The following is an 18,354-nucleotide window of genomic DNA, read 5'->3' as shown; positions in this document are numbered from 1 at the left end:
ACTAATTCAAATTAGTAGATTTTTTTTCTTAAATTTCTTGAAGAAGCTCAATAAGTCTATCGATATCTTCTTTTGTATTTTCGTGACTAAACGACAATCTCAAGCTCGGTTTCTTCAAATCTTCTTCGTCTAAGAATTGCGCCAAAACATGAGAAGGCTTTTGACTTCCTGACTGACATGCACTACCTCTTGAAACGGCAATTCCCTTCATATCTAATTGAAACAACATCATAGCTGCTTTTTCTTGTGTCATAGGTAATAACACGTTTAAGATATTGTAGAAACCGGTGCGGTTTCCGTTGAATTTTACTTCTGGATAAACTTCAACTAAACGTTGCTGACAATAGGATTTAATCGTTGCAATATAAGCGCTCTCTTCGTCTAACAACTCATACGCCATTTCCAACGCTTTTGCCATTCCAACTACTTGGTGTACACCTTCTGTTCCTGCACGTAGTCCTTTTTCTTGTTCACCTCCGTAAATAACGGGTTTTAAAACATTTTTCTTGCGGATAAAAGCAAATCCAATTCCTTTTGGTCCGTGAAATTTATGTGCACTTGCCACGATAAAATCAATTGGCAACTCACTTAAGTCTATTCTTTTCTTTCCTACAGATTGTACAGTATCACAGTGAAAAAGTGCGTGATGAGCTACACATAGATTGGCTACTTTTTCCAAATCTAACTCCGTTCCCACTTCGTTGTTTACATGCATCAAGCTTACTAGTGTTTTTGTGTCTTCTTGTAAAAGACGCTCTAACTGCGCGTAATCAATCTCACTACTTGGATTGATATTTAAGAACACTACTTCGATTCCATACGTTTGTTCCAAGTGTTTTACGGTATTTAAAACAGCATGGTGTTCTAGTTTGGTTGTAATGATTCGCTTTACCCCCAAATCGCGTACAGCAGAAAGCAAAATCCAGTTGTTTCCTTCTGTTCCACAAGACGTAAAGATAATCTCTGAAGAACTAACATTAAATTGTTTAGCAATTGTTTTTCTTGCACTTTCAATTAACGCTTTCGCATGCCGACCGATTGAGTAGGTAGATGAGGGATTACCAAAATCATTTCTCAATACTTTCACCATCTCTTCGATTACTTCTGGTCGAACAGAAGTTGTAGCGGCATTATCCAGATATATTTGTTTCATTACTTAATTAGTTATAGTAAATCAAGTTCCCTTATTTTCACAAGGCAACTTCGTTTATTGGTCATTTTTTTATTCGAATACAAATGTAATAAAAACAAAAAAGATAATACTTAAATCAATTCTATATTATCGCGTATGATCTCACAACTTTTATTTTTATGGTAGTCAACCTACAATTTTTTTGTTTTACACAAAGGTTACATGGTCCTTCTGTAGGCACGTGAACTACAGTAAAAAAGAAAGAAAAACTTGTGCTATTCCTAAAACTCGTCTGTTCTAAAATCTTGACTTTCGTCAATTTTTACCTTGCGAATTTGAGAGATTTTTGTCAAAAAGAAAAAAAATGAATACGAACACACTTCTTTCAAACTTATTGGAGCTCACACATCAAATCAAAAAAGAGGTAGAAGAACTTCAGGAGCTTTCTGATCTTTCTTTACAGCTGAGACCACGTCCGGCGAGTTGGAGTATTGTAGAGTGTATCGAACACCTCAATCGCTATGGACATTTCTATCTTCCTGAAATTACCATAAAAATGAGTACATCAAAATACCAAACCTCTTCTCCTACTTTCAACAGTGGATTTTTAGGCAACTACCTAGCTAAAAGAATGTTACCGAAAGCTAAACTCAACAAAATGAAAGCCTCAAAAGCGATGAATCCGAGCAGCAGCGCTTTAGATCGCGGTGTTTTAACTGTTTTTATTCAACAACTAACTAGTCTTATTTCTCTATTAGAGCAAGCAGAAACAGTCAACCTCAACAGGATAAAGACATCAGTTGCTCGGTATAAATGGATCAAACTGCGTTTGGGAGACACCTTTAAGCTTCTTGTTTTTCACAATTTGAGGCATATGGTTCAAATACAAAACATCTTGGCGCTTCAAAAACGCGAGCGCCAAAATTATTTAGCCTAATTGACCATTAGAAAAAAGCGGTTAATCGAATACCCGTTGTCATGTAATTCAATGGACTTCGGTCTGTAAGAAATTCTGGTTCATTAGCATCGAGAAAATTTTTATTCAAGTGATAGATATATTTTGATTGGCTGTGATTAAAATCAGAATAGAGCGATACACCGAGATTAGAAGTAAAACTATACGTTACAGCTAAACCTGTGGTAAATTGTACGACGTTTTTGGGCTTATACGAGGCAATTGTAATTCCCTCTATTTCTTCTGGTGTCAATTGTTCTTCTGGAGCATTCATTTTCAATTTTATATGTCCGCTTGCTCCAATACTATAACCGATTAATCCTTTGATCATTAAATTCCATCGATCTGAAAAATGGATAGCGCAATAGGGTCCAATTGACATTGTTAAATGCCCTAGAGATTCCGTTACAATATCAGCACTTTTAACATGTTTAGTTATGTATTCATTTCTTGGAGTATCTATCCTACTCTTGTTAAAGGGGAAACCTGCAACGGTAAACTGTCCTCCTACTCCCCAATTCTTGGTAAAGAAATACGCACCTTCTATCCCTGCTTCCCATCCCATTTTTGCTAGTGCTTCTTCTTCATCATCTTCAACGATACTTTCAAATGCGCTGGTATATCCCAATTTAAGAGCGAGAAAAGATGGATTTTCACTATCTTCAATCTGAGAGAGTAGGCTGAGATTATCACCTTTATTCCCATAAAATTTATCCACGAAGAAATAAGCCAATTGAGAAGAGAGTATCCCGATTCCTGCACCTGCGAAAACGTCAGATACCCAATGTCTATTATTCAATCCGCGTCCAATAGCTGTCATGGTAGCCACGCTATATCCTCCAATGGAGTAAGCAGGGTTCACCAATCCATATTCTCGATCTAAAAAGGCGGCATTATTAAATGCGTTTGCCGTATGCCCAGAAGGAAAAGAGTTTTTAGAGGATCCATCTGGCCGCTCTACTTTGGCCGTATATTTAATTCCATTGACTAAAATAGCCATAATTGCAACACTGGTTGCGTACGTAATAGCAGCGCGCTTGAAATCATTTCGCCCCTTCACTCCTGCTGCTTTTAACCCGAAGGTTACAGCAGCTGGCGTATATTGCATATAGTCGTCAAAGTGATACTTAAAGGTTGGAATGTATCGATTTCGCTTCTCGCGTATATCTTCCCTACTGTTCCATGTTGCCGCAGCAGCGCCAAAAAGCAACGTCGGTGTAAAACCTATTCTCACCGCTTCACTTTCCCAGAAACTCGGTTTCGGCATAGAAAAATTAGGTAAAACTAAGGAATCATTCACTGAATTAACAGGAGCAAATTGTACCTTTTGGCAATATGCTGTAATTGTGTTGACAAAACATAGTCCCACAAGAACTAACTTGATTTTCATTGATTATTTTTTTTAAAATCATATTTTTTCAAGCGTAAAACTAGTACTTTGACTTTATTTCTTTCCTACATATTATACAAATGTCTTTCAGATTATTTAAATATGTCGAATCGTTTTCACATTATTTAAACGTATAAAATCATATTTACCCTTATACTACCGTTATTTATTCACCAAGAAATTCTCGTTTAAAAACAGCTAAAACACATGTTGTTTTTTTGTATAACTAACAGCATGTTCTTTTAAATTTATGTCTACCTTGCTTTTGCGTTTTTACTTGTTTATACACCAACAAAGAACTGCAACAAAAAACTATAGAAATGAAGACAAGAACATTTGAAAATAAAGTCGTTTTACTAACGGGGGCAGATGGTGAAATAGGTACCGCGCTCATCAAAGAAATGATAGCGAGAAAAGTGCGTAAAATATATGCTACTGGAATAGCGAAGGAGCGTTTACATCAAGTAGCTTCGATCTTTCCGGCTCACCTTACTCCCGTTTTACTAGATGTCACCAACGAAGATTCTATTCGACAAGCAGTTGAACAATGTCAGGATGTCGATATTGTCATCAATAATGCGGGAGTTGAACTAAAGTCTAATTTCACAGGAGAACAAGCAGGAAAAAAAGCTTTGATGGAAATGCAGATTAACTATATTGGTATTATACATATGGTCAATTACTTTTTACCTGTGTTGCAAAAAGGAGAAGAGAGCAGTATACTCAATATTTTATCCGTTGGCAGTCATACCGTTATCAATCATATTGCAACGTATTGCGCTTCTAAAACTGCGGCTCATTTACTCACACAATCTTTGCGTCCGGAGCTTGCTCTAGTTGGCGTTGACATCATTGGCGTATATCCAGGTTATGTAGATTCGTCTATGTCTGCTGATATACAAACAGAAAAGATTACCCTTGTAGCGTTAGCTCAGAACATTTGTACTGACTTTGAAAAAGGATTGCACGATATCTTTCCAGACCCCATGTCAAAGAAGCTATTTGCTCAATACCCCATCCTTATGCCTCAATTAGATTAGTTTTATCACACCACTACTTCTCAATCCCAAAAAAATGATTACACTAGTTCCTTATCAAGCTTCTTACTTTGATGCGTTAGTATCTTATGATTTAGATGCACAACAAGCCAACTTTGCGCTTACACCAAAACAAATTTTATCCAATCCTACTATATTAGCAAATCCCTTGCGCAAGCAATACTGTATTCTATATCATGAAAATCCCATTGGTTTTTTTTCTTTAGATTTGTCTGATGATCGACTCATCTACACCTCTAATAAACCCTCGATCTTGTTACGCGCCTTATCCATAAATCCGCAATTTCAAGGAAAAGGAATAGCCAAAGCTGCTCTTCTTATACTACCTGATTTTGTACAACAACACTATCCAGGTATAAATGAGCTTGTTTTTGGTGTAAATTACGAAAACACCGTAGCTTATCATCTTTATTTAAAAACAGGATATCGCGATTCAGGTCGAACCTATCAAGGTGTAAAAGGCCCTCAACATTGTATGGTTATGGATCTAGTATCACACCAATAGCAAAAGCTTCATATACTTATCTCTACAGTAAGCTCTGCAAGTAGTACATAAAAAAAGCTCCAAACACAAGTTGTGTTTGGAGCTTTTTTAATCAATATCATCAATAGCTATCCCTTGCTTGGCCAATACTTTTTTGGCTATAAAACCGAAGAATACTAAATAACCAAAACAAACTGCATTGACAACATACGACTCATGAATACCGATAATATCAGCTATTTTACCTTGTAAAAAAATCTTACTTTTTATTCTTGTTTTTTAATCAATATCATCAATAGCTATCCCTTGCTTAGCTAATACTTTTTTGGCTATAAAACCAAAGAATACTAAATAACCAAAACAAACTGCATTGACAACATACGACTCGTGAATACCGATAATATCGGCTATTTTGCCTTGAATTGGAGGCAGTATTCCTCCGCCAAGTATCATCATAATCAAAAAAGAAGATCCCTGAGCCGTATACTTTCCTAACCCCATAATAGCAATATTAAAAATAGCAGGCCAAAGTACACTACACGCCAATCCACCAGCTAAAAAGGCATAGATTGCAAGCATTCCACTTGAGAAAAGTCCGACGATCATGGCTAATAACCCAAACAAACTAAACAAGATCATGGTACGAGCAGATTTATTTTTACTCCAGAAAGAGAAAACAATTTGAATTGCCACACATATACTGTAGTAATACAAGTGTTCGATTTCATTTCCTGCGAAGTAATTTGCGGAGAGAATAACGATATAGGCCAAGAAAGGCACTGCAATTAAAGCGATTAATTCATTTCGTTTACTCAATTGAAATACACTTACAGCACCTGCCCAACGACCGATCATTAAACTTCCCCAATACATCGACACATAAGGTGCTATTTCGACTGCTTGTAGCGAACCAAATTCCTCTAACTTTAAAAGTTCACCTAAATTACTTCCGATACCAACCTCAACGCCGACATAGGTAAAAATGGCTAGCATTCCCAACAACAATTGAGGATATTGCATGGCTCCCCATCCTTCTTTGTTTCGCTGACTTGAAAAATAAGCCAAGCAAATACTACCTACGATCACAAATAAAGCCCCTCCCAAAAGATAAATGCGTTTATTTTCTATAGGTGTTAACGTGGATTTTATTTCATTTCTCAGGATTTCTAACTGCGCTTCGGTTTTGGCTTTTATTTCCGGATCTAATTCCGTTTTCAGCACATTAACTACCGTTGTTTCTTGCTTTTGCATCACCGATACCTGTTGATAAGCCTCGCTTTTATACGTATTAAAAACAGGAATAAAGACCGCTACTAAAAGCACCGTCATACTCACTAATAGGGTCATTGCTTTTTTAGCGGGTTTTATTTCAGCACTACTTTTGCTATCAGGGATTTTTTTAGAAAAGAAGAACAACAGAGCAGCTAAAAGAAATAATCCACCTACAGCACCGTACAAAACCGTCATCGAGTCTAAGCTCAGGTGTTGAATTTGATCATCTGTAAGTGTTTTAGCACTTCCATATAATGCATAGGCCATCAACAAAGGACCGATAGTTGTCCCTAACGAATTGATTCCTCCTCCTAAACTCACTCTACTTGTTCCCGTTTTAGGATCACCTAGTGAAATAGCAAAGGGGTTGGCTGCAATCTGTTGAAGTGAAAAGCCCAAGGCAACAATAAAAAGCCCTACCAATAAAGCTGCATAAACGCTGATTTGAACAGCCCAAATCATCGCAATTGCACCTCCCGTTGAAAACAATAAACCATAAACAATAGAACGCTTATATCCCCAATTACTCACTACATCTTTCTTTTTCCAAGCACTAAGCAAAAAAAGTAATAGCGCACCAAAATAATAGGCTGTATAAAAAGAAAAATCAATTAATTGAGACTGAAACTGATCCAAATTAAAAAATGCTTTGCAAAAAGGAATGAAAATACTATTCCCTGCAGCAAAGAATCCCCAAAAAAAGAATACAGTTACTAAGGTATATAAAGCAGGATAATTGGTTTTGGTTGTCAATGAATTCATAGCGAATGGCTTATGTTTTAAGTTATCTTTAACGTATTCAAAGATAATTAAATAACCTATATCTGCTCTTAAATGTCCTTACTTAAGATAAAAAAAGTATTTTTGTACTCTCGATAATGATATATTTACTTTATGAAAAAGGTTTATACACTAGCAGCTGCTATTTTCTTGTTCGGGTTAAGTTCTTGCGACGATGGTAAGCTTACCTATAACAACATTGATTTTTCTTCTGTAACAACAGTAAATCGCTGTTCGGACATTGGAGATGGGGCTAAGGTTTTCTATAAATTAAAAGATACGGATGCTTTTATTTTAGTTGCTGACATGGATAATATCATGCGAGATGAAAATATTCAAATCGTAGATGTTGAAATCGACGGAACGACGACGAGTTTAGCCTATAGAAAATACAATGACAAAGTAGAATCTTTATCTATTTGTAAATTCCCTGCTCCTAGTCATCCATCTGTGGTAGAAGAAATTCTTGCTTCGCCAGGAGCGACGTTACGCACACAGCGTATGGTATCGATTAACAATCCCAACAATACAGAATTGACGGCCAATCATGAGGTGCGATTGACTTACCAATACAACTTCACTATTTTAAATGCAAATTTTAAGGATGGGGATACGAATATGAAGTATGATCGCATGCCTTTTGGAACGAATAACTACCGTAACAACACCCTTGGGTTTAAATTTTTAAATAGTGACAATACAGCTAAAACCATCAATTCATGTCAAGAAAAATGGGTAACCCTTTCGGACAAAGAGGCGATGTTTATTCAATTAGCGGCAGGAGATTTCCCAACAGATGAAGGACAGAAGATCATTCCACTATCAGAAAATACCCCTTTAGAGTACAGACAATATGCTCGTGCGGGAATTAACTTGACAGAGGTTTGTGAAAACGATGGAGATATTCCGGGTAACACACCTTCAAACAACAACCGTTTGGTTGAAAATTGGACAGCAGTTTCGGGAGACATTGTAATTAATACAAGATGGACCAACCCTGCAGGTGAAGAAAAGGCGAAATTAGTTCACGAAGTTACCTTGAGAAATTTAGTTTTCACCAAAGTACAAAACAACACCTTGACGTTCCATAAAAACATCTTGCCTTTTGGTACCGTAACCATAGAAAATACAACAGAAGAATAGATACTTCACAAATAAAAAAATCCCCTTAAAGGGGATTTTTTATTGGTATTTATTTCATACAACTATTACGTTGTTTTACTATCGATTTGGATTTTGCTTGATGTAAATTTGCGTTGCACCTACACCATATTTTTGATAATTCGCATCTTCTGCCACTACCTCTGAATAACGGCTAAACAAAAATTCTAATTCTGCTTTTAATACTCCTTCTCCCACGCCGTGAATAAACACAATACGCGGAATTCGGTTGCGAATCGCAAATTCTAATTGCCCTCTTGCTGAATCTAACTGCAAGGTTAACATATCGTGTTTTTCCATGCGTTTATAATCTTTGGTCAATTTTTCTATATGCAAATCTACTTCTAAAATAAACTCATCTTTACGCGATTTCTTTTCTTTGACAAAAGAGCGCTTAGGAGGTTCTACCTTACTTTGCAAGGCTTCTTGAACAGATCCTTTAGAACTAGCCGATTTAAAATCTACTTCTTGGTCTTTTCCGATTTTGAGCAATTCCGAAGGTTTGTAATTCAATACAAAACCATCTTTCGTTTCAATAGTCACTTGATCTCCCTGTATTTGGGTGATAACTCCTTCTTCGTCTTCGTCTAATACTTGTACGTAATCTCCTTTACTTAACATCTTACTTCCAATTACTGGTTTTTACTTTCTTCGGTTATCGAATAGTCATCTTCTGTTTTTTGCTTTTCCATAGGTGCATCAGAGCGAACGACTAAAGCCTCTTTAGGTGTATTACTTGGTGTTTTTTGCATCAAGCGTGCCATAGCTAAAAAGAATAAAGCTACCCCGATTACCTGTACCCACAGTCTGGGTTGGTTGGAAGCTTGTTCCATTAACGCCCAGATCATAAATCCTACAACAATAAGAGATAGTATAATTTTCTGTATTTTCACTTGCTTCATCATGATTAAGGTGCTAAACGTTCTATTTTCCAATCGAGTTTATCTTCTGTTAGTACATATCGAATGCGATCGTGTAAGCGATTAGGTCTTCCTTGCCAGAATTCAATACTCACAGGTTCTACACAAAATCCGCCCCAATGCTTTGGACGGTGAACATTATCTTCTGTTGCGGTTTCTTCTAATTCTTTCAATGCCTGAACCAAACTATCATAAGAGGCAATAACCTCACTCTGATTGGATACAATTGCTCCAAGTCGACTACCTAAAGGACGACTATCAAAATAATTGTCTGATTGTTGATCTCCAACTTTATGTGCTATCCCTTTAATGATGACTTGACGTTCCATTGAAGGCCAAAAAAAAGACAAACACAAATGCGGATTTGCAGCAATCGCTTTTCCTTTTTCTGAATTGTAATTGGTAAAGAACACAAAACCATTCTCATCGTATGATTTTAGCAGTACAACTCTGGCTTTTGGAAACCCATCCAATCCAATAGAAGAAACGGTCATGGCGTTCACTTCTTCCACACCTCCGAAATCTTCTACTTCACAAAACCATTGGCGAAACTGCATCATAGGATTTGCATCGACTTCACTTTCGGTTAATACTTGTTTTTCGTATGACTTTCTATAATTACTTAAATCGTTCATTGTATAGGTTATTTAGAGAAATCAAAGATAACACCATCATCGGCATTTAGTATCGTTCCATCAAAAACTTCTGCGGCTTCCTTTTTAAAAAGGGAAATATCATCGTATCTAGTAGAGTAATGCCCTAACACTAATGTTTTTGCTTGGGCTAATTTTGCGATTGCAGCTGCTTGTTTTGCTGTACAGTGTTTTGTACGTTCTGTATAGTGTACTTCTGATTCGAGAAATGTGCTTTCGTGATACAATACATCCACCTCTTTTATAATAGGTACGATGGCCTCTGAATAGTAAGTATCCGAACAAAAAGCGTAGCTTTCTGTTGGTTCGGGATCATAGGTAATAGATGCATTGCGTACAACAGTACCATCATCTAGTGTAATATCTCCACCTTGTTTGATTTTTTGATAATAGCAACGATCAATTCCCAAATCTTCAATAGCGCCGATTCTCAATTTTCGATCACCGGGTTTGGATTCAAATAAATAACCGTTGGTATAGACGCGGTGATCTAAGGGAATCGTTCGCACGATAACGCGATCATCTTCAAAAACGATCTGACTCTCTTTGCTGTCTAACTCGTGGAAATACAGGTTATACCCTGTATAGGAATTGCTCAATCTCAATTGCAATAAGATAATTTCCTTTACTCCTTTAGGTCCATAGACGTGTAAGTCACTTTGTCTATTCAGTAGAGAAAAAGTAGAGATTAATCCAATTAAACCGAAGAAGTGATCTCCGTGTAAGTGGGAGATAAACACGTGGTTAATTCGCTGAAACTTAAGCTTATTCTTGCGTAATTGAATTTGGGTTCCCTCACCTGCATCAATCAAAAACATATGGCCATTTAGTTCCAAAACTTGCGAAGTTGGATTGGTCATTGTTCTTGGTGTTGCTGCATAACAGCCTAATATAGTAAGTTTCAATGGGTCAAAATTTTATAATTCGTGCCTGTAAGTTACAAAAAAGCCCAGATCATACAAAAGAAAAAGGCTTAATTACTAAGCCTTTTCTATTTCGTTATAATTCTAAATCGCGTTGTATTTCATCCATTTCAATTAAATCGAAAGCCTCTTGTTTTGTAGGAACAACGATGAGATCGCCATCAAAGTCATTAAAGTTAACGGCTGTGGTAACAATAACAAAAGACTTATTTGCTTCTTCCATATGTTCTACAGCTAAAGCTTCGATGGATTCAAGCGTTTCTTCTGTCACTTCTTCCTGCGAACTTGATAAGTCGATCACTAGGTTAAAAGCCATAAATAAAGCTTGATATTGCTCTTCAATTTTATGCAATACGCTAGTTATCGTTTCTGTACCAACTTGGATTACTTTGGTATGTCCTTTTTCTGTAACTTTCATCTTTCACTTAATTTAATGCCACTAAAATAGCTATTTAATCTTGGATGCCAAAAGATATATAACAGCCATTCGGATAGCGACTCCGTTTTCAACCTGATCTAAGATCACAGATTGCTGGGAATCTGCTACATCCGAAGTAATTTCTACTCCTCTATTGATCGGTCCAGGGTGCATCACGACAATTTCTTTATTTAAAGAATCTAAAATCTCTTTCGTCAAACCAAATTGTTGTGCATATTCTCTGGTATTAGGAAAGTAGCTGAAGTCTAAACGCTCATTTTGAACGCGCAACATATTGGCTACATCACACCATTCTAGCGCCTTTCTCAGGTTGGATTCAACCTTCACCCCTAAACTCTCAATATACTTAGGTATTAAGGTTTTTGGACCGCAAACTCTCACTTCTGCCCCTTGCATTTGCAAAGCAAAAATATTAGAAAGTGCAACACGTGAATGTAAAATATCACCGACAATCACCACCTTTTTACCTGCAACATCCCCTAATCGTTCGCGGATAGAGTAACTGTCTAAAAGCGCTTGTGTAGGGTGTTCGTGTGCTCCATCACCTGCATTAACAATACTTGCATTTACGTTTTTAGACAAAAAATAAGCGGCTCCTGGATTACTATGACGCATAACGACCATGTCCACTTTCATTGCTAAAATATTATTTACCGTATCAATTAAGGTTTCTCCTTTTTTTACAGAAGACTGAGCAGAAGAAAAACTGATCACATCCGCTGATAAACGCTTTTGAGCCAATTCAAAAGACAATTTGGTTCTCGTACTATTTTCAAAAAAGATATTAGCAATGGTGATATCTCTTAATGAAGGTACTTTTTTAATAGGTCTATTGATTACTTCTTTAAAATGATCTGCTGTTTCAAAAATTAAATCAATATCGTCTTTGTTTATATATTTTATTCCTAATAGGTGATTTACACTTAATTCTTTCATTACTTCAAGTAGATTTTCCGTTTAATTATGATCAAATTCTTCTAAATAGATACAATCGCTTGATCCGTCTTCTGACCAATGTACACGTACAGCTTCGCGGTCAAAGGCATCTACTTGTCTTCCTCTGTAATCAGGTTGAATAGGCAAGTGACGACTAAATCTTCTATCGATTAAGACTAACAATTCAATTTCTGCTGGTCGCCCAAAGGATTGAATAGCAGTAAGTGCAGCGCGAATACTGCGTCCTGTATATAAAACATCATCAATAAAAACGACTTTCTTATCTTCAACAAGAAAATCAATTTCAGTTCGATTTGCTTCAAGTGGCTTTTGATTTCTTCTAAAATCATCGCGGAAAAACGTGATATCCAAATAACCGAGAGGTACATCTGTAATACCATATTCCTTTTCTAAAATAGCTTTGATTCGCTTGGCAAGGTATTTCCCACGGGGTTGAATACCGATGAGTAAGGTATCAGAAAAATCCAAGTGATTTTCTACCAACTGACAGGCCAAACGGTGAAGAATAATATCAATCTCTTTTGAAGTAAGTAATACTTTTGGATTCATATAAAAAAGAGTTGTGTTTGGGGGGTAAAATTACAATTAATTATGCTTCTCTCACAATTTATACTCAATAATTTAAAAGATAAAATCTCCGTTGAGCACGTGAGCCAATCAAACTCAAAATCGATAGTAAAAGTGTTAGGATGGTGTTAAGTATTTTTGGAAACGAAATTACAAGAGTTAATTCACTATCTTTAAGAGCCTAAAACAAAAAACTTCTCAAAGAATGAACAAACACTACTTACTCTTACTTTTTATACTTGCATTCTTTGCACCCATTCAAGCACAAATCCCTCAAGATTCCGTGCTCAATACGACTTGGATACTAACGCAAGCGACAAATTCACTTCCTATACAAAGACAAACAACACTCCAAATCAACACCTTAAATTACGAAATTAAAGGATTTGCAGGTTGTAATAATTATACCTTGCCTATTCGACAGATCAAAGAGCGCAAACATTATACGCAACTTGCAACCGATGCTATTATATCCAATACAAACGAGTGTACCAAACACGTCAATGCGTTTGAAGATAATTTTCTCAAGGCTTTGAGTGATCAAAAATTGCGAATTACCACAGATCAAGGAGTATTGACTGTGATCAATGAAAAAAAAGAAACTTTTATTTTTTCTATGCAACCTCAAAATCCATTGCTCAATTACATTGAACGACATGCTTGGAAACTCATTCAACTTCAGGGAAACAGCAATCGCGTATACCATCCTTACCTTACCTTTAATTTCAATGAACACACGGTATCAGGATATACGGGTTGCAACTATTTTACAGGTAAAATAATTGTCAACAACACACTAAACAAGATTCAATTTATCGATATTGAAGTTAGTAAGAAAGTTTGTTCATCTGCTAGTAGAAGGTTACAAGAAAAAGAGTTTCTCCAATTCATTGATGGCAAGACTTATTCGTTTGATGTTGCGGAACAAACTCTAAATTTATATCAAGACAATGACCTACTTTTAATGTTTGGTTTTATTCCTAAACAATTCGCTCAAGAGTAAGGATACGCGATTTTTCGCGTTTTAAACGTCGCTGATCACAATTATTTATCGTAAATTTAGGCCGTAAAAAAACACGAATAGTTTTATGAAAGCTTTAATTTTTAATGGTTCTTTGGACGAAGAATCTTTTAGAACGTCACGTCGAATTGCACAATTTTATGCTGACGAATTCATAAAGGCTAATCTAGAGGTAGTACAAGTACACTTATCTGATTATCAGATCCCTATATTCCAAGCAAAGCATATGGAAACCCCTCCTCAAGATGTTAACCGCTTTATCGAAGCGTTCCGTTCTGCGGATGTTCTGATTTGGTTAACTCCTTTGTATCACGGAGGAATGACAGGTGTAATGAAAAATGCACTAGATTGGCTAGAATTAACCGCAAGAGATACCCCAGCATACTTAACAAATAAGATTGTTGGTTTTACTTGTTGGTCTGCAGGTAATCAAGCCATGCAAGGGATTCAAGCCCTAGATAATGTTGCTAAAGCATTAAGAGCTTGGTCTTTACCTTATAGCATTCCTATTAGCAATATGGATTTGTATATAAACAATGAAATTTCTGACGTATATCAAAAAAAAATGAGTATGTTAGCACAACTTTTAATCGAAAGCAAAAATCGATAAAAAAGTACAAGGTTGGGGATGTAGCTCAGTTGGCTAGAGTGCTTGACTGGCAGTCAAGAGGTCGTGGGTTCGAGCCCCATCTTCTCCACTTAACAAAAACGCAATCAACTTATAACTAAGTGATTGCGTTTTTTATTTGGTGTAATTTGTATAGTTTTTGTTTAAAAAGTTATTTTAAGTCTTCTTTATGCTTCTTCAATAAAAAGCCTTTTTCAAATTGATTAGTATTAAATTTCTTTTAATACAACATCGATGTTATCATCATTCATATACACTTTTAAATAATAATTTCTACCATTATATGTAAATCTTGAATAATCCATATAGGTTCCACCATCAATTATAGTAGAACATACTTCAAGCGATTCGACATTAAAAATTAATTCTTCTCCTAACGTATTATCTGAAAGGCCTAATTTTTGCCAAGGATAAGGTAATACCCCCAAATTATTTGTATTAAAATCATACTTAATTGGCAGTTTTACTTTCCCTAAAATTGGAGAGCCATCAACGGCAAATTCAACATAAAACAGTTTTCCGCGCTTGCCTAATTCTGCAACTTCTCCTATTGATATACTTGGATAAGCTGAAAAATCAAAATATCCTAAACCGTTATTATTTAGATTATTTGGAACAGCATAAGTACCTTCTATGATATTTACACCTCCAGGAGCAAGTTTAATTTTTTCAGCTGCCATATAATTTCCAAACACCTGTCCATTTGCTCCTAAATTTGGCATACCTGAAGGTGTACTATAATATCCCTCTATATTATAAGCGAGACCAAAATACGGCACTACTTCAAAATCGACATTTGTTCCATTAACAAAATTATATTTTATATAATTTTGTTCAAGATAAAGGCCCTTTCGATAATTATAAGGTGATTTATAGTTAATAGTTGTGTCTATTGTTTTTCCTTCATTTTCTACTGAAGAATTTACAACTGAATCATCTCCCGACGCACAGGAAAACATTGTTAACGCTATACTTAATAACAAAATTTTTCTCATATTTACAAGTTTTTAAAGTTATTATTTAATTAAAATTAACAATTATAAATTACAAATAAAATTTAATTTCACAAAAAAAACCTTACAGAGAGTGAATTACCAAAAAACATCTCACCACATAACCCATTTTACTTACAATTACCTAGTAGATCAAAAAAAAATGTAATATTTAGAAAACTAGAATACTTTATACAACATTTTTTAAACAAATTTTCTTGTAACATGTTATATCAGCGTGAAAATTCAAACTAGAAAATGCTAAAAAACACGGAAGTCAAGGAGCAAAAGTAGTATTATAATCATCCGAAAACCCAACTAAATTCTTATCAACCGTACAAATTGGTATTACCTTAATTGAAATTTTATTAAGTATTTACAGTGAAGGATATCCTGATCAAAGATGTGTTGTCTTATTGCAAAGTAAGACCTTCTTCAACCTTATGTTCAAGCTTTAGCAACTCTTATTGTTGTTACTATTGTTATTGTGCTAGTAACCTATTCCTCTTTATCTCATTAAATTGCTATTTTATTGTAATATTTAATGAATTTCCGCTGTGCTCCGATTTCCTCTTTCCAGATTAAATAGTACATTTATTGCCTAATCTTCACCTTATTAAAAACGAAACGGGTATGAAATTCAACAATTTTGAAAAGCTACTTCCCCTTGGATACTTATTTTTGGTGCTACTTGGCATCATCAAACAAAGTGTTTTTTACAATCAATTTGGCATAAATATCTTGGATTATTCGAGTTTGATGGACATCTTAATCAGTCCGATTTCCGATTTGACCTCTCACTCTAACGTATTTCTGTTTCTCCTTGTTTTTTTAACGATTATCTTCTTTGTTTTTTTATACTTTTCTAAGAATCACGAGAAGCCATGGGTTCAAAAATTTTTCAAATCCAATCGTCAATTTACAATTCTAACGAAAGAGGAGATACAACTCTATTTAGGGAATAGATTCTTATTGTTAGCTTCTTTTGGATTGATTGCTTTTTTTCTCGGTATGGGAATTGGAACAGGAAAAAAGACGAAAGAACGAATCGAAAAAGAAGATCTTAGCTACGATTACCTCTTAAAAATTGACAACACGGAGAAGCAAGTACACTTAATTGGCGTCAATAGTTTGAACTACTTTTACTTAGAAAAAGGCAACAAAAACATCAAAATATCACCTTCTGTATCCGTAAAATCTATAGAATATCTCCATACAGAAGAAAAAAAATAAGATTTTCTACCTTGAGGAATCAATTTGGTTAACCGCGCCTTCTTTGAAAAACGCAATCATTTACTTTGGTAATGCTTGCGTTTTTTTATTTCCATAAAACTAGCTGGAATACAGCTGTACCGAGAAAAACACACGATTTCAGCTTGTTCAAAACACGCATCCTATTTCCTTATATCAGAAGCAAATCAACTTCCTTTCTTATTTTCCGCCAATTCCCAAGACTACTTGAACCGATAAACATCTTTCTCCACAGCTCCTAGCCCTCATCTTTTTGAATGCTTTCTTCTTTTGCAAAATTACCTTTATTGACAAAAAACCAAAAAAACCAAAAATAAAGATTATCTAATTAACACAAATTTAAAAGATTAAAATAAAACAAGAAAAACAAACCTAATATTAAATTTATATTAACATTTTATTTGCACTAATTAACAGAAATAATTATGTTTGCGGAAAATGTTAAAACATGAAACACGCCTTGCTCCTACTACTTCTACTACTGCCTTTTTTATCTGTTGCCAGATCCTATAAAGGCACGATTTATTACAAAAAGGACAACAGAGCAGTTAACGTTGAAATTCAGATGCCTTTTGAGGTTAATGCAAAAAAACTAAAAGTCAAAATAAACGGTAAAAAACAAAAAATAGAGGCTGAAAACTTATCCTATATGGATATTTATCTAAACAATGGAAAAACAAAAGTTTCATTCAAAAGGGGAAAAATATCACATTTCAAAAAAAATGGAGAAATCCGCAAAAGACAAAATGTAGACGTATGGTCTATGTTAACTGATGTTCGAGAGCATATCACAGTCTCATTAGCAGGAATGCTATACGATGTCAAAAAGAAAAAAAATGAAGAACACATCCTTGTGGTTTTCCACCCCACAGTTTATGGGTATTACTTAAGCAAGTCAAACTCTGACATACTAGTTTCAACAGATCCTGCTATTGGCGAATCTTTCGAATCAAAAATAGGTGGAGCAAAAGAACTCTTATTTCCAGAATGTCCAGACATCATGGAGCGCTATGAAATAGCACAAAAAAATGAAAAAAAATCCAATCGTATCAACGTCTTGATTGAAACGTATGAAGCATGTTTATCAAACAATTAAACCCATATGAAATTAAAATTACACCTTACACTTCTCTTTCTCTTTTTGTGCGTTTATTCTTCCAAAGCACAATATGGCTATGGCCATTATAACAACTTCGTTTGCTATACTTGTGATTTGGGTATTGAGGTTGGCGCACTCGTCTCTAACATCAACGGATTAGACACCAGCGAAAAACCTGGTTTTTATATCGGCTTTTACAACACCAAAGAATTTGACGATAATTGGGCTATTCGATTTGGATTAGGGTATGCCAATCTTGGAGCGAAAGTAAAAGAGTACAATACGAATGTTGTTCTACACACGGCAATAGTAGAGCCCATCAGTGTACATTATACCTTTCGAAACAAGATAAAAACCTTTGTTGGAATGAATCTTGGAATAACCATGCTAGGTAAAAATCCTTATAACGAAGATAGTCCTGGAATGTCTTTTTTTCCGGAGGGAATCAAGATGTTCGACTTTAGCGTTTTCGCAGGAACTGGTTATAAACTGACTGACAATTTGGACTTAAACCTTAAATACGATCTTGGTTTAACCAATATCAACGACATGGAGAACTCAAAAGACAAATGGAAAAAGAACTGGCTTATGCTCAGTGTTGCTTATACTTTTAGATAATCTATTATACATCAAGCAGTCCTCTCGTTTTGGACTGCTTTTTTTGTTTATACA

The 18,354-nt window shown here is 35.3% G+C and carries 20 protein-coding genes and 1 tRNA gene; 10 read left to right on the top strand and 11 right to left on the bottom strand.

Annotation, left to right across the window (positions count from 1 at the left end; all coding sequences use genetic code 11):
- Positions 1–28: 28 nt before the first annotated feature.
- Positions 29–1,153: a cysteine desulfurase family protein gene (locus H4K33_RS05585; protein ID WP_182647487.1), complete on the bottom strand. Its 1,125-nt coding sequence runs from the start codon at positions 1,151–1,153 to the stop codon at positions 29–31.
- 343 nt (positions 1,154–1,496) lie between these two features.
- Here H4K33_RS05585 and H4K33_RS05580 point away from each other — a divergent pair, with 343 nt between their 5' ends.
- Positions 1,497–2,069, top strand: coding sequence for a DinB family protein (locus tag H4K33_RS05580; protein WP_182647486.1), 573 nt, complete (start codon positions 1,497–1,499; stop codon positions 2,067–2,069).
- Between the two features lie 7 nt (positions 2,070–2,076).
- Here H4K33_RS05580 and H4K33_RS05575 read toward each other — a convergent pair whose 3' ends face one another.
- Positions 2,077–3,477 (bottom strand): phosphatase PAP2 family protein, encoded by a 1,401-nt coding sequence (locus H4K33_RS05575; RefSeq protein WP_182647485.1) that lies wholly within the window; start codon positions 3,475–3,477, stop codon positions 2,077–2,079.
- Positions 3,478–3,797: 320 nt separating this feature from the next.
- Here H4K33_RS05575 and H4K33_RS05570 point away from each other — a divergent pair, with 320 nt between their 5' ends.
- A complete protein-coding gene (locus H4K33_RS05570; protein ID WP_182647484.1) occupies positions 3,798–4,517 on the top strand; it encodes an SDR family NAD(P)-dependent oxidoreductase in 720 nt (239 codons plus the stop codon).
- A gap of 34 nt (positions 4,518–4,551) precedes the next feature.
- Positions 4,552–5,040 carry a GNAT family N-acetyltransferase gene (locus H4K33_RS05565; protein WP_182647483.1) on the top strand — a complete coding sequence of 163 codons (489 nt, stop codon included), beginning with the start codon at positions 4,552–4,554 and terminating at the stop codon, positions 5,038–5,040.
- A 258-nt stretch (positions 5,041–5,298) separates the two neighbouring features.
- On the opposite strand, the gene H4K33_RS05560 is transcribed toward H4K33_RS05565, so the two are convergent.
- The gene (locus H4K33_RS05560; protein ID WP_182647482.1) at positions 5,299–7,053 is read right to left on the bottom strand and encodes an MFS transporter; all 1,755 of its coding nucleotides are present in this window, start codon (positions 7,051–7,053) and stop codon (positions 5,299–5,301) included.
- 132 nt (positions 7,054–7,185) lie between these two features.
- On the opposite strand from H4K33_RS05560, the gene H4K33_RS05555 reads away from it, so the two are divergent.
- Positions 7,186–8,214, top strand: a complete 1,029-nt coding sequence (locus H4K33_RS05555; RefSeq protein WP_182647481.1) for a hypothetical protein — start codon at positions 7,186–7,188, stop codon at positions 8,212–8,214.
- A gap of 78 nt (positions 8,215–8,292) precedes the next feature.
- Here the strand turns inward: H4K33_RS05555 and H4K33_RS05550 are convergent, their stop codons facing one another.
- The 7 genes from H4K33_RS05550 to pyrR all read right to left on the bottom strand — a co-directional run bounded on the left by H4K33_RS05550 (position 8,293) and on the right by pyrR (position 12,673).
- Positions 8,293–8,853: a DNA mismatch repair protein MutS gene (locus tag H4K33_RS05550; protein ID WP_182647480.1), complete on the bottom strand. Its 561-nt coding sequence runs from the start codon at positions 8,851–8,853 to the stop codon at positions 8,293–8,295.
- Between the two features lie 11 nt (positions 8,854–8,864).
- Positions 8,865–9,137, bottom strand: a complete 273-nt coding sequence (locus H4K33_RS05545) for a hypothetical protein (protein WP_255493564.1) — start codon at positions 9,135–9,137, stop codon at positions 8,865–8,867.
- 2 nt (positions 9,138–9,139) lie between these two features.
- Entirely contained in the window at positions 9,140–9,787 is a 648-nt protein-coding gene (gene pdxH, locus H4K33_RS05540) for a pyridoxamine 5'-phosphate oxidase (RefSeq protein WP_182647479.1), read from the bottom strand.
- Between the two features lie 8 nt (positions 9,788–9,795).
- Positions 9,796–10,710, bottom strand: coding sequence for a ribonuclease Z (locus H4K33_RS05535; protein WP_182647478.1), 915 nt, complete (start codon positions 10,708–10,710; stop codon positions 9,796–9,798).
- Between the two features lie 94 nt (positions 10,711–10,804).
- Complete coding sequence (locus H4K33_RS05530) at positions 10,805–11,146, bottom strand: ribonuclease Z (protein WP_182647477.1); 342 nt, start codon at positions 11,144–11,146, stop codon at positions 10,805–10,807.
- 30 nt (positions 11,147–11,176) lie between these two features.
- Positions 11,177–12,103, bottom strand: a complete 927-nt coding sequence (locus H4K33_RS05525; RefSeq protein WP_182647476.1) for an aspartate carbamoyltransferase catalytic subunit — start codon at positions 12,101–12,103, stop codon at positions 11,177–11,179.
- Positions 12,104–12,124: 21 nt separating this feature from the next.
- Entirely contained in the window at positions 12,125–12,673 is a 549-nt protein-coding gene (gene pyrR / locus H4K33_RS05520) for a bifunctional pyr operon transcriptional regulator/uracil phosphoribosyltransferase PyrR (protein WP_182647475.1), read from the bottom strand.
- 223 nt (positions 12,674–12,896) lie between these two features.
- Here pyrR and H4K33_RS05515 point away from each other — a divergent pair, with 223 nt between their 5' ends.
- The 3 genes from H4K33_RS05515 (at position 12,897) to H4K33_RS05505 (ending at position 14,410) form a co-directional block, all read left to right on the top strand.
- Positions 12,897–13,694, top strand: coding sequence for an META domain-containing protein (locus H4K33_RS05515; RefSeq protein ID WP_182647474.1), 798 nt, complete (start codon positions 12,897–12,899; stop codon positions 13,692–13,694).
- 85 nt (positions 13,695–13,779) lie between these two features.
- The gene (locus tag H4K33_RS05510) at positions 13,780–14,322 is read left to right on the top strand and encodes an NADPH-dependent FMN reductase (protein WP_182647473.1); all 543 of its coding nucleotides are present in this window, start codon (positions 13,780–13,782) and stop codon (positions 14,320–14,322) included.
- A gap of 14 nt (positions 14,323–14,336) precedes the next feature.
- Positions 14,337–14,410: transfer RNA gene (locus tag H4K33_RS05505), tRNA-Ala, on the top strand.
- A 139-nt stretch (positions 14,411–14,549) separates the two neighbouring features.
- Here H4K33_RS05505 and H4K33_RS05500 read toward each other — a convergent pair.
- Positions 14,550–15,335: a hypothetical protein gene (locus tag H4K33_RS05500; RefSeq protein WP_182647472.1), complete on the bottom strand. Its 786-nt coding sequence runs from the start codon at positions 15,333–15,335 to the stop codon at positions 14,550–14,552.
- A 630-nt stretch (positions 15,336–15,965) separates the two neighbouring features.
- Here H4K33_RS05500 and H4K33_RS05495 point away from each other — a divergent pair.
- The 3 genes from H4K33_RS05495 (at position 15,966) to H4K33_RS05485 (ending at position 18,300) form a co-directional block, all read left to right on the top strand.
- Positions 15,966–16,565: a hypothetical protein gene (locus tag H4K33_RS05495; RefSeq protein WP_182647471.1), complete on the top strand. Its 600-nt coding sequence runs from the start codon at positions 15,966–15,968 to the stop codon at positions 16,563–16,565.
- A gap of 466 nt (positions 16,566–17,031) precedes the next feature.
- Complete coding sequence (locus H4K33_RS05490) at positions 17,032–17,679, top strand: hypothetical protein (protein ID WP_182647470.1); 648 nt, start codon at positions 17,032–17,034, stop codon at positions 17,677–17,679.
- A 6-nt stretch (positions 17,680–17,685) separates the two neighbouring features.
- Positions 17,686–18,300: an outer membrane beta-barrel protein gene (locus H4K33_RS05485; RefSeq protein ID WP_182647469.1), complete on the top strand. Its 615-nt coding sequence runs from the start codon at positions 17,686–17,688 to the stop codon at positions 18,298–18,300.
- Positions 18,301–18,354 lie beyond the last annotated feature (54 nt).

The organism is Myroides sp. WP-1 (assembly GCF_014145635.1).
GTDB lineage: Bacteria > Bacteroidota > Bacteroidia > Flavobacteriales > Flavobacteriaceae > Flavobacterium.
The sequence above is the reverse complement of the archived record's forward strand: the minus strand, read 5'-3'. Positions and strand labels throughout refer to the sequence as shown.

What these genes read in the sequence shown, in the direction of transcription:
- H4K33_RS05585 (WP_182647487.1), bottom strand. Translation starts at nt 1,153, where the DNA reads ATGAAACAAATATATCTGGATAATGCCGCTACAACTTCTGTTCGACCA.
- H4K33_RS05580 (WP_182647486.1), top strand. Translation starts at nt 1,497, where the DNA reads ATGAATACGAACACACTTCTTTCAAACTTATTGGAGCTCACACATCAA.
- H4K33_RS05575 (WP_182647485.1), bottom strand. Translation starts at nt 3,477, where the DNA reads ATGAAAATCAAGTTAGTTCTTGTGGGACTATGTTTTGTCAACACAATT.
- H4K33_RS05570 (WP_182647484.1), top strand. Translation starts at nt 3,798, where the DNA reads ATGAAGACAAGAACATTTGAAAATAAAGTCGTTTTACTAACGGGGGCA.
- H4K33_RS05565 (WP_182647483.1), top strand. Translation starts at nt 4,552, where the DNA reads ATGATTACACTAGTTCCTTATCAAGCTTCTTACTTTGATGCGTTAGTA.
- H4K33_RS05560 (WP_182647482.1), bottom strand. Translation starts at nt 7,053, where the DNA reads ATGAATTCATTGACAACCAAAACCAATTATCCTGCTTTATATACCTTA.
- H4K33_RS05555 (WP_182647481.1), top strand. Translation starts at nt 7,186, where the DNA reads ATGAAAAAGGTTTATACACTAGCAGCTGCTATTTTCTTGTTCGGGTTA.
- H4K33_RS05550 (WP_182647480.1), bottom strand. Translation starts at nt 8,853, where the DNA reads ATGTTAAGTAAAGGAGATTACGTACAAGTATTAGACGAAGACGAAGAA.
- H4K33_RS05545 (WP_255493564.1), bottom strand. Translation starts at nt 9,137, where the DNA reads ATGATGAAGCAAGTGAAAATACAGAAAATTATACTATCTCTTATTGTT.
- pdxH (WP_182647479.1), bottom strand. Translation starts at nt 9,787, where the DNA reads ATGAACGATTTAAGTAATTATAGAAAGTCATACGAAAAACAAGTATTA.
- H4K33_RS05530 (WP_182647477.1), bottom strand. Translation starts at nt 11,146, where the DNA reads ATGAAAGTTACAGAAAAAGGACATACCAAAGTAATCCAAGTTGGTACA.
- H4K33_RS05525 (WP_182647476.1), bottom strand. Translation starts at nt 12,103, where the DNA reads ATGAAAGAATTAAGTGTAAATCACCTATTAGGAATAAAATATATAAAC.
- pyrR (WP_182647475.1), bottom strand. Translation starts at nt 12,673, where the DNA reads ATGAATCCAAAAGTATTACTTACTTCAAAAGAGATTGATATTATTCTT.
- H4K33_RS05515 (WP_182647474.1), top strand. Translation starts at nt 12,897, where the DNA reads ATGAACAAACACTACTTACTCTTACTTTTTATACTTGCATTCTTTGCA.
- H4K33_RS05510 (WP_182647473.1), top strand. Translation starts at nt 13,780, where the DNA reads ATGAAAGCTTTAATTTTTAATGGTTCTTTGGACGAAGAATCTTTTAGA.
- H4K33_RS05500 (WP_182647472.1), bottom strand. Translation starts at nt 15,335, where the DNA reads ATGAGAAAAATTTTGTTATTAAGTATAGCGTTAACAATGTTTTCCTGT.
- H4K33_RS05495 (WP_182647471.1), top strand. Translation starts at nt 15,966, where the DNA reads ATGAAATTCAACAATTTTGAAAAGCTACTTCCCCTTGGATACTTATTT.
- H4K33_RS05490 (WP_182647470.1), top strand. Translation starts at nt 17,032, where the DNA reads ATGAAACACGCCTTGCTCCTACTACTTCTACTACTGCCTTTTTTATCT.
- H4K33_RS05485 (WP_182647469.1), top strand. Translation starts at nt 17,686, where the DNA reads ATGAAATTAAAATTACACCTTACACTTCTCTTTCTCTTTTTGTGCGTT.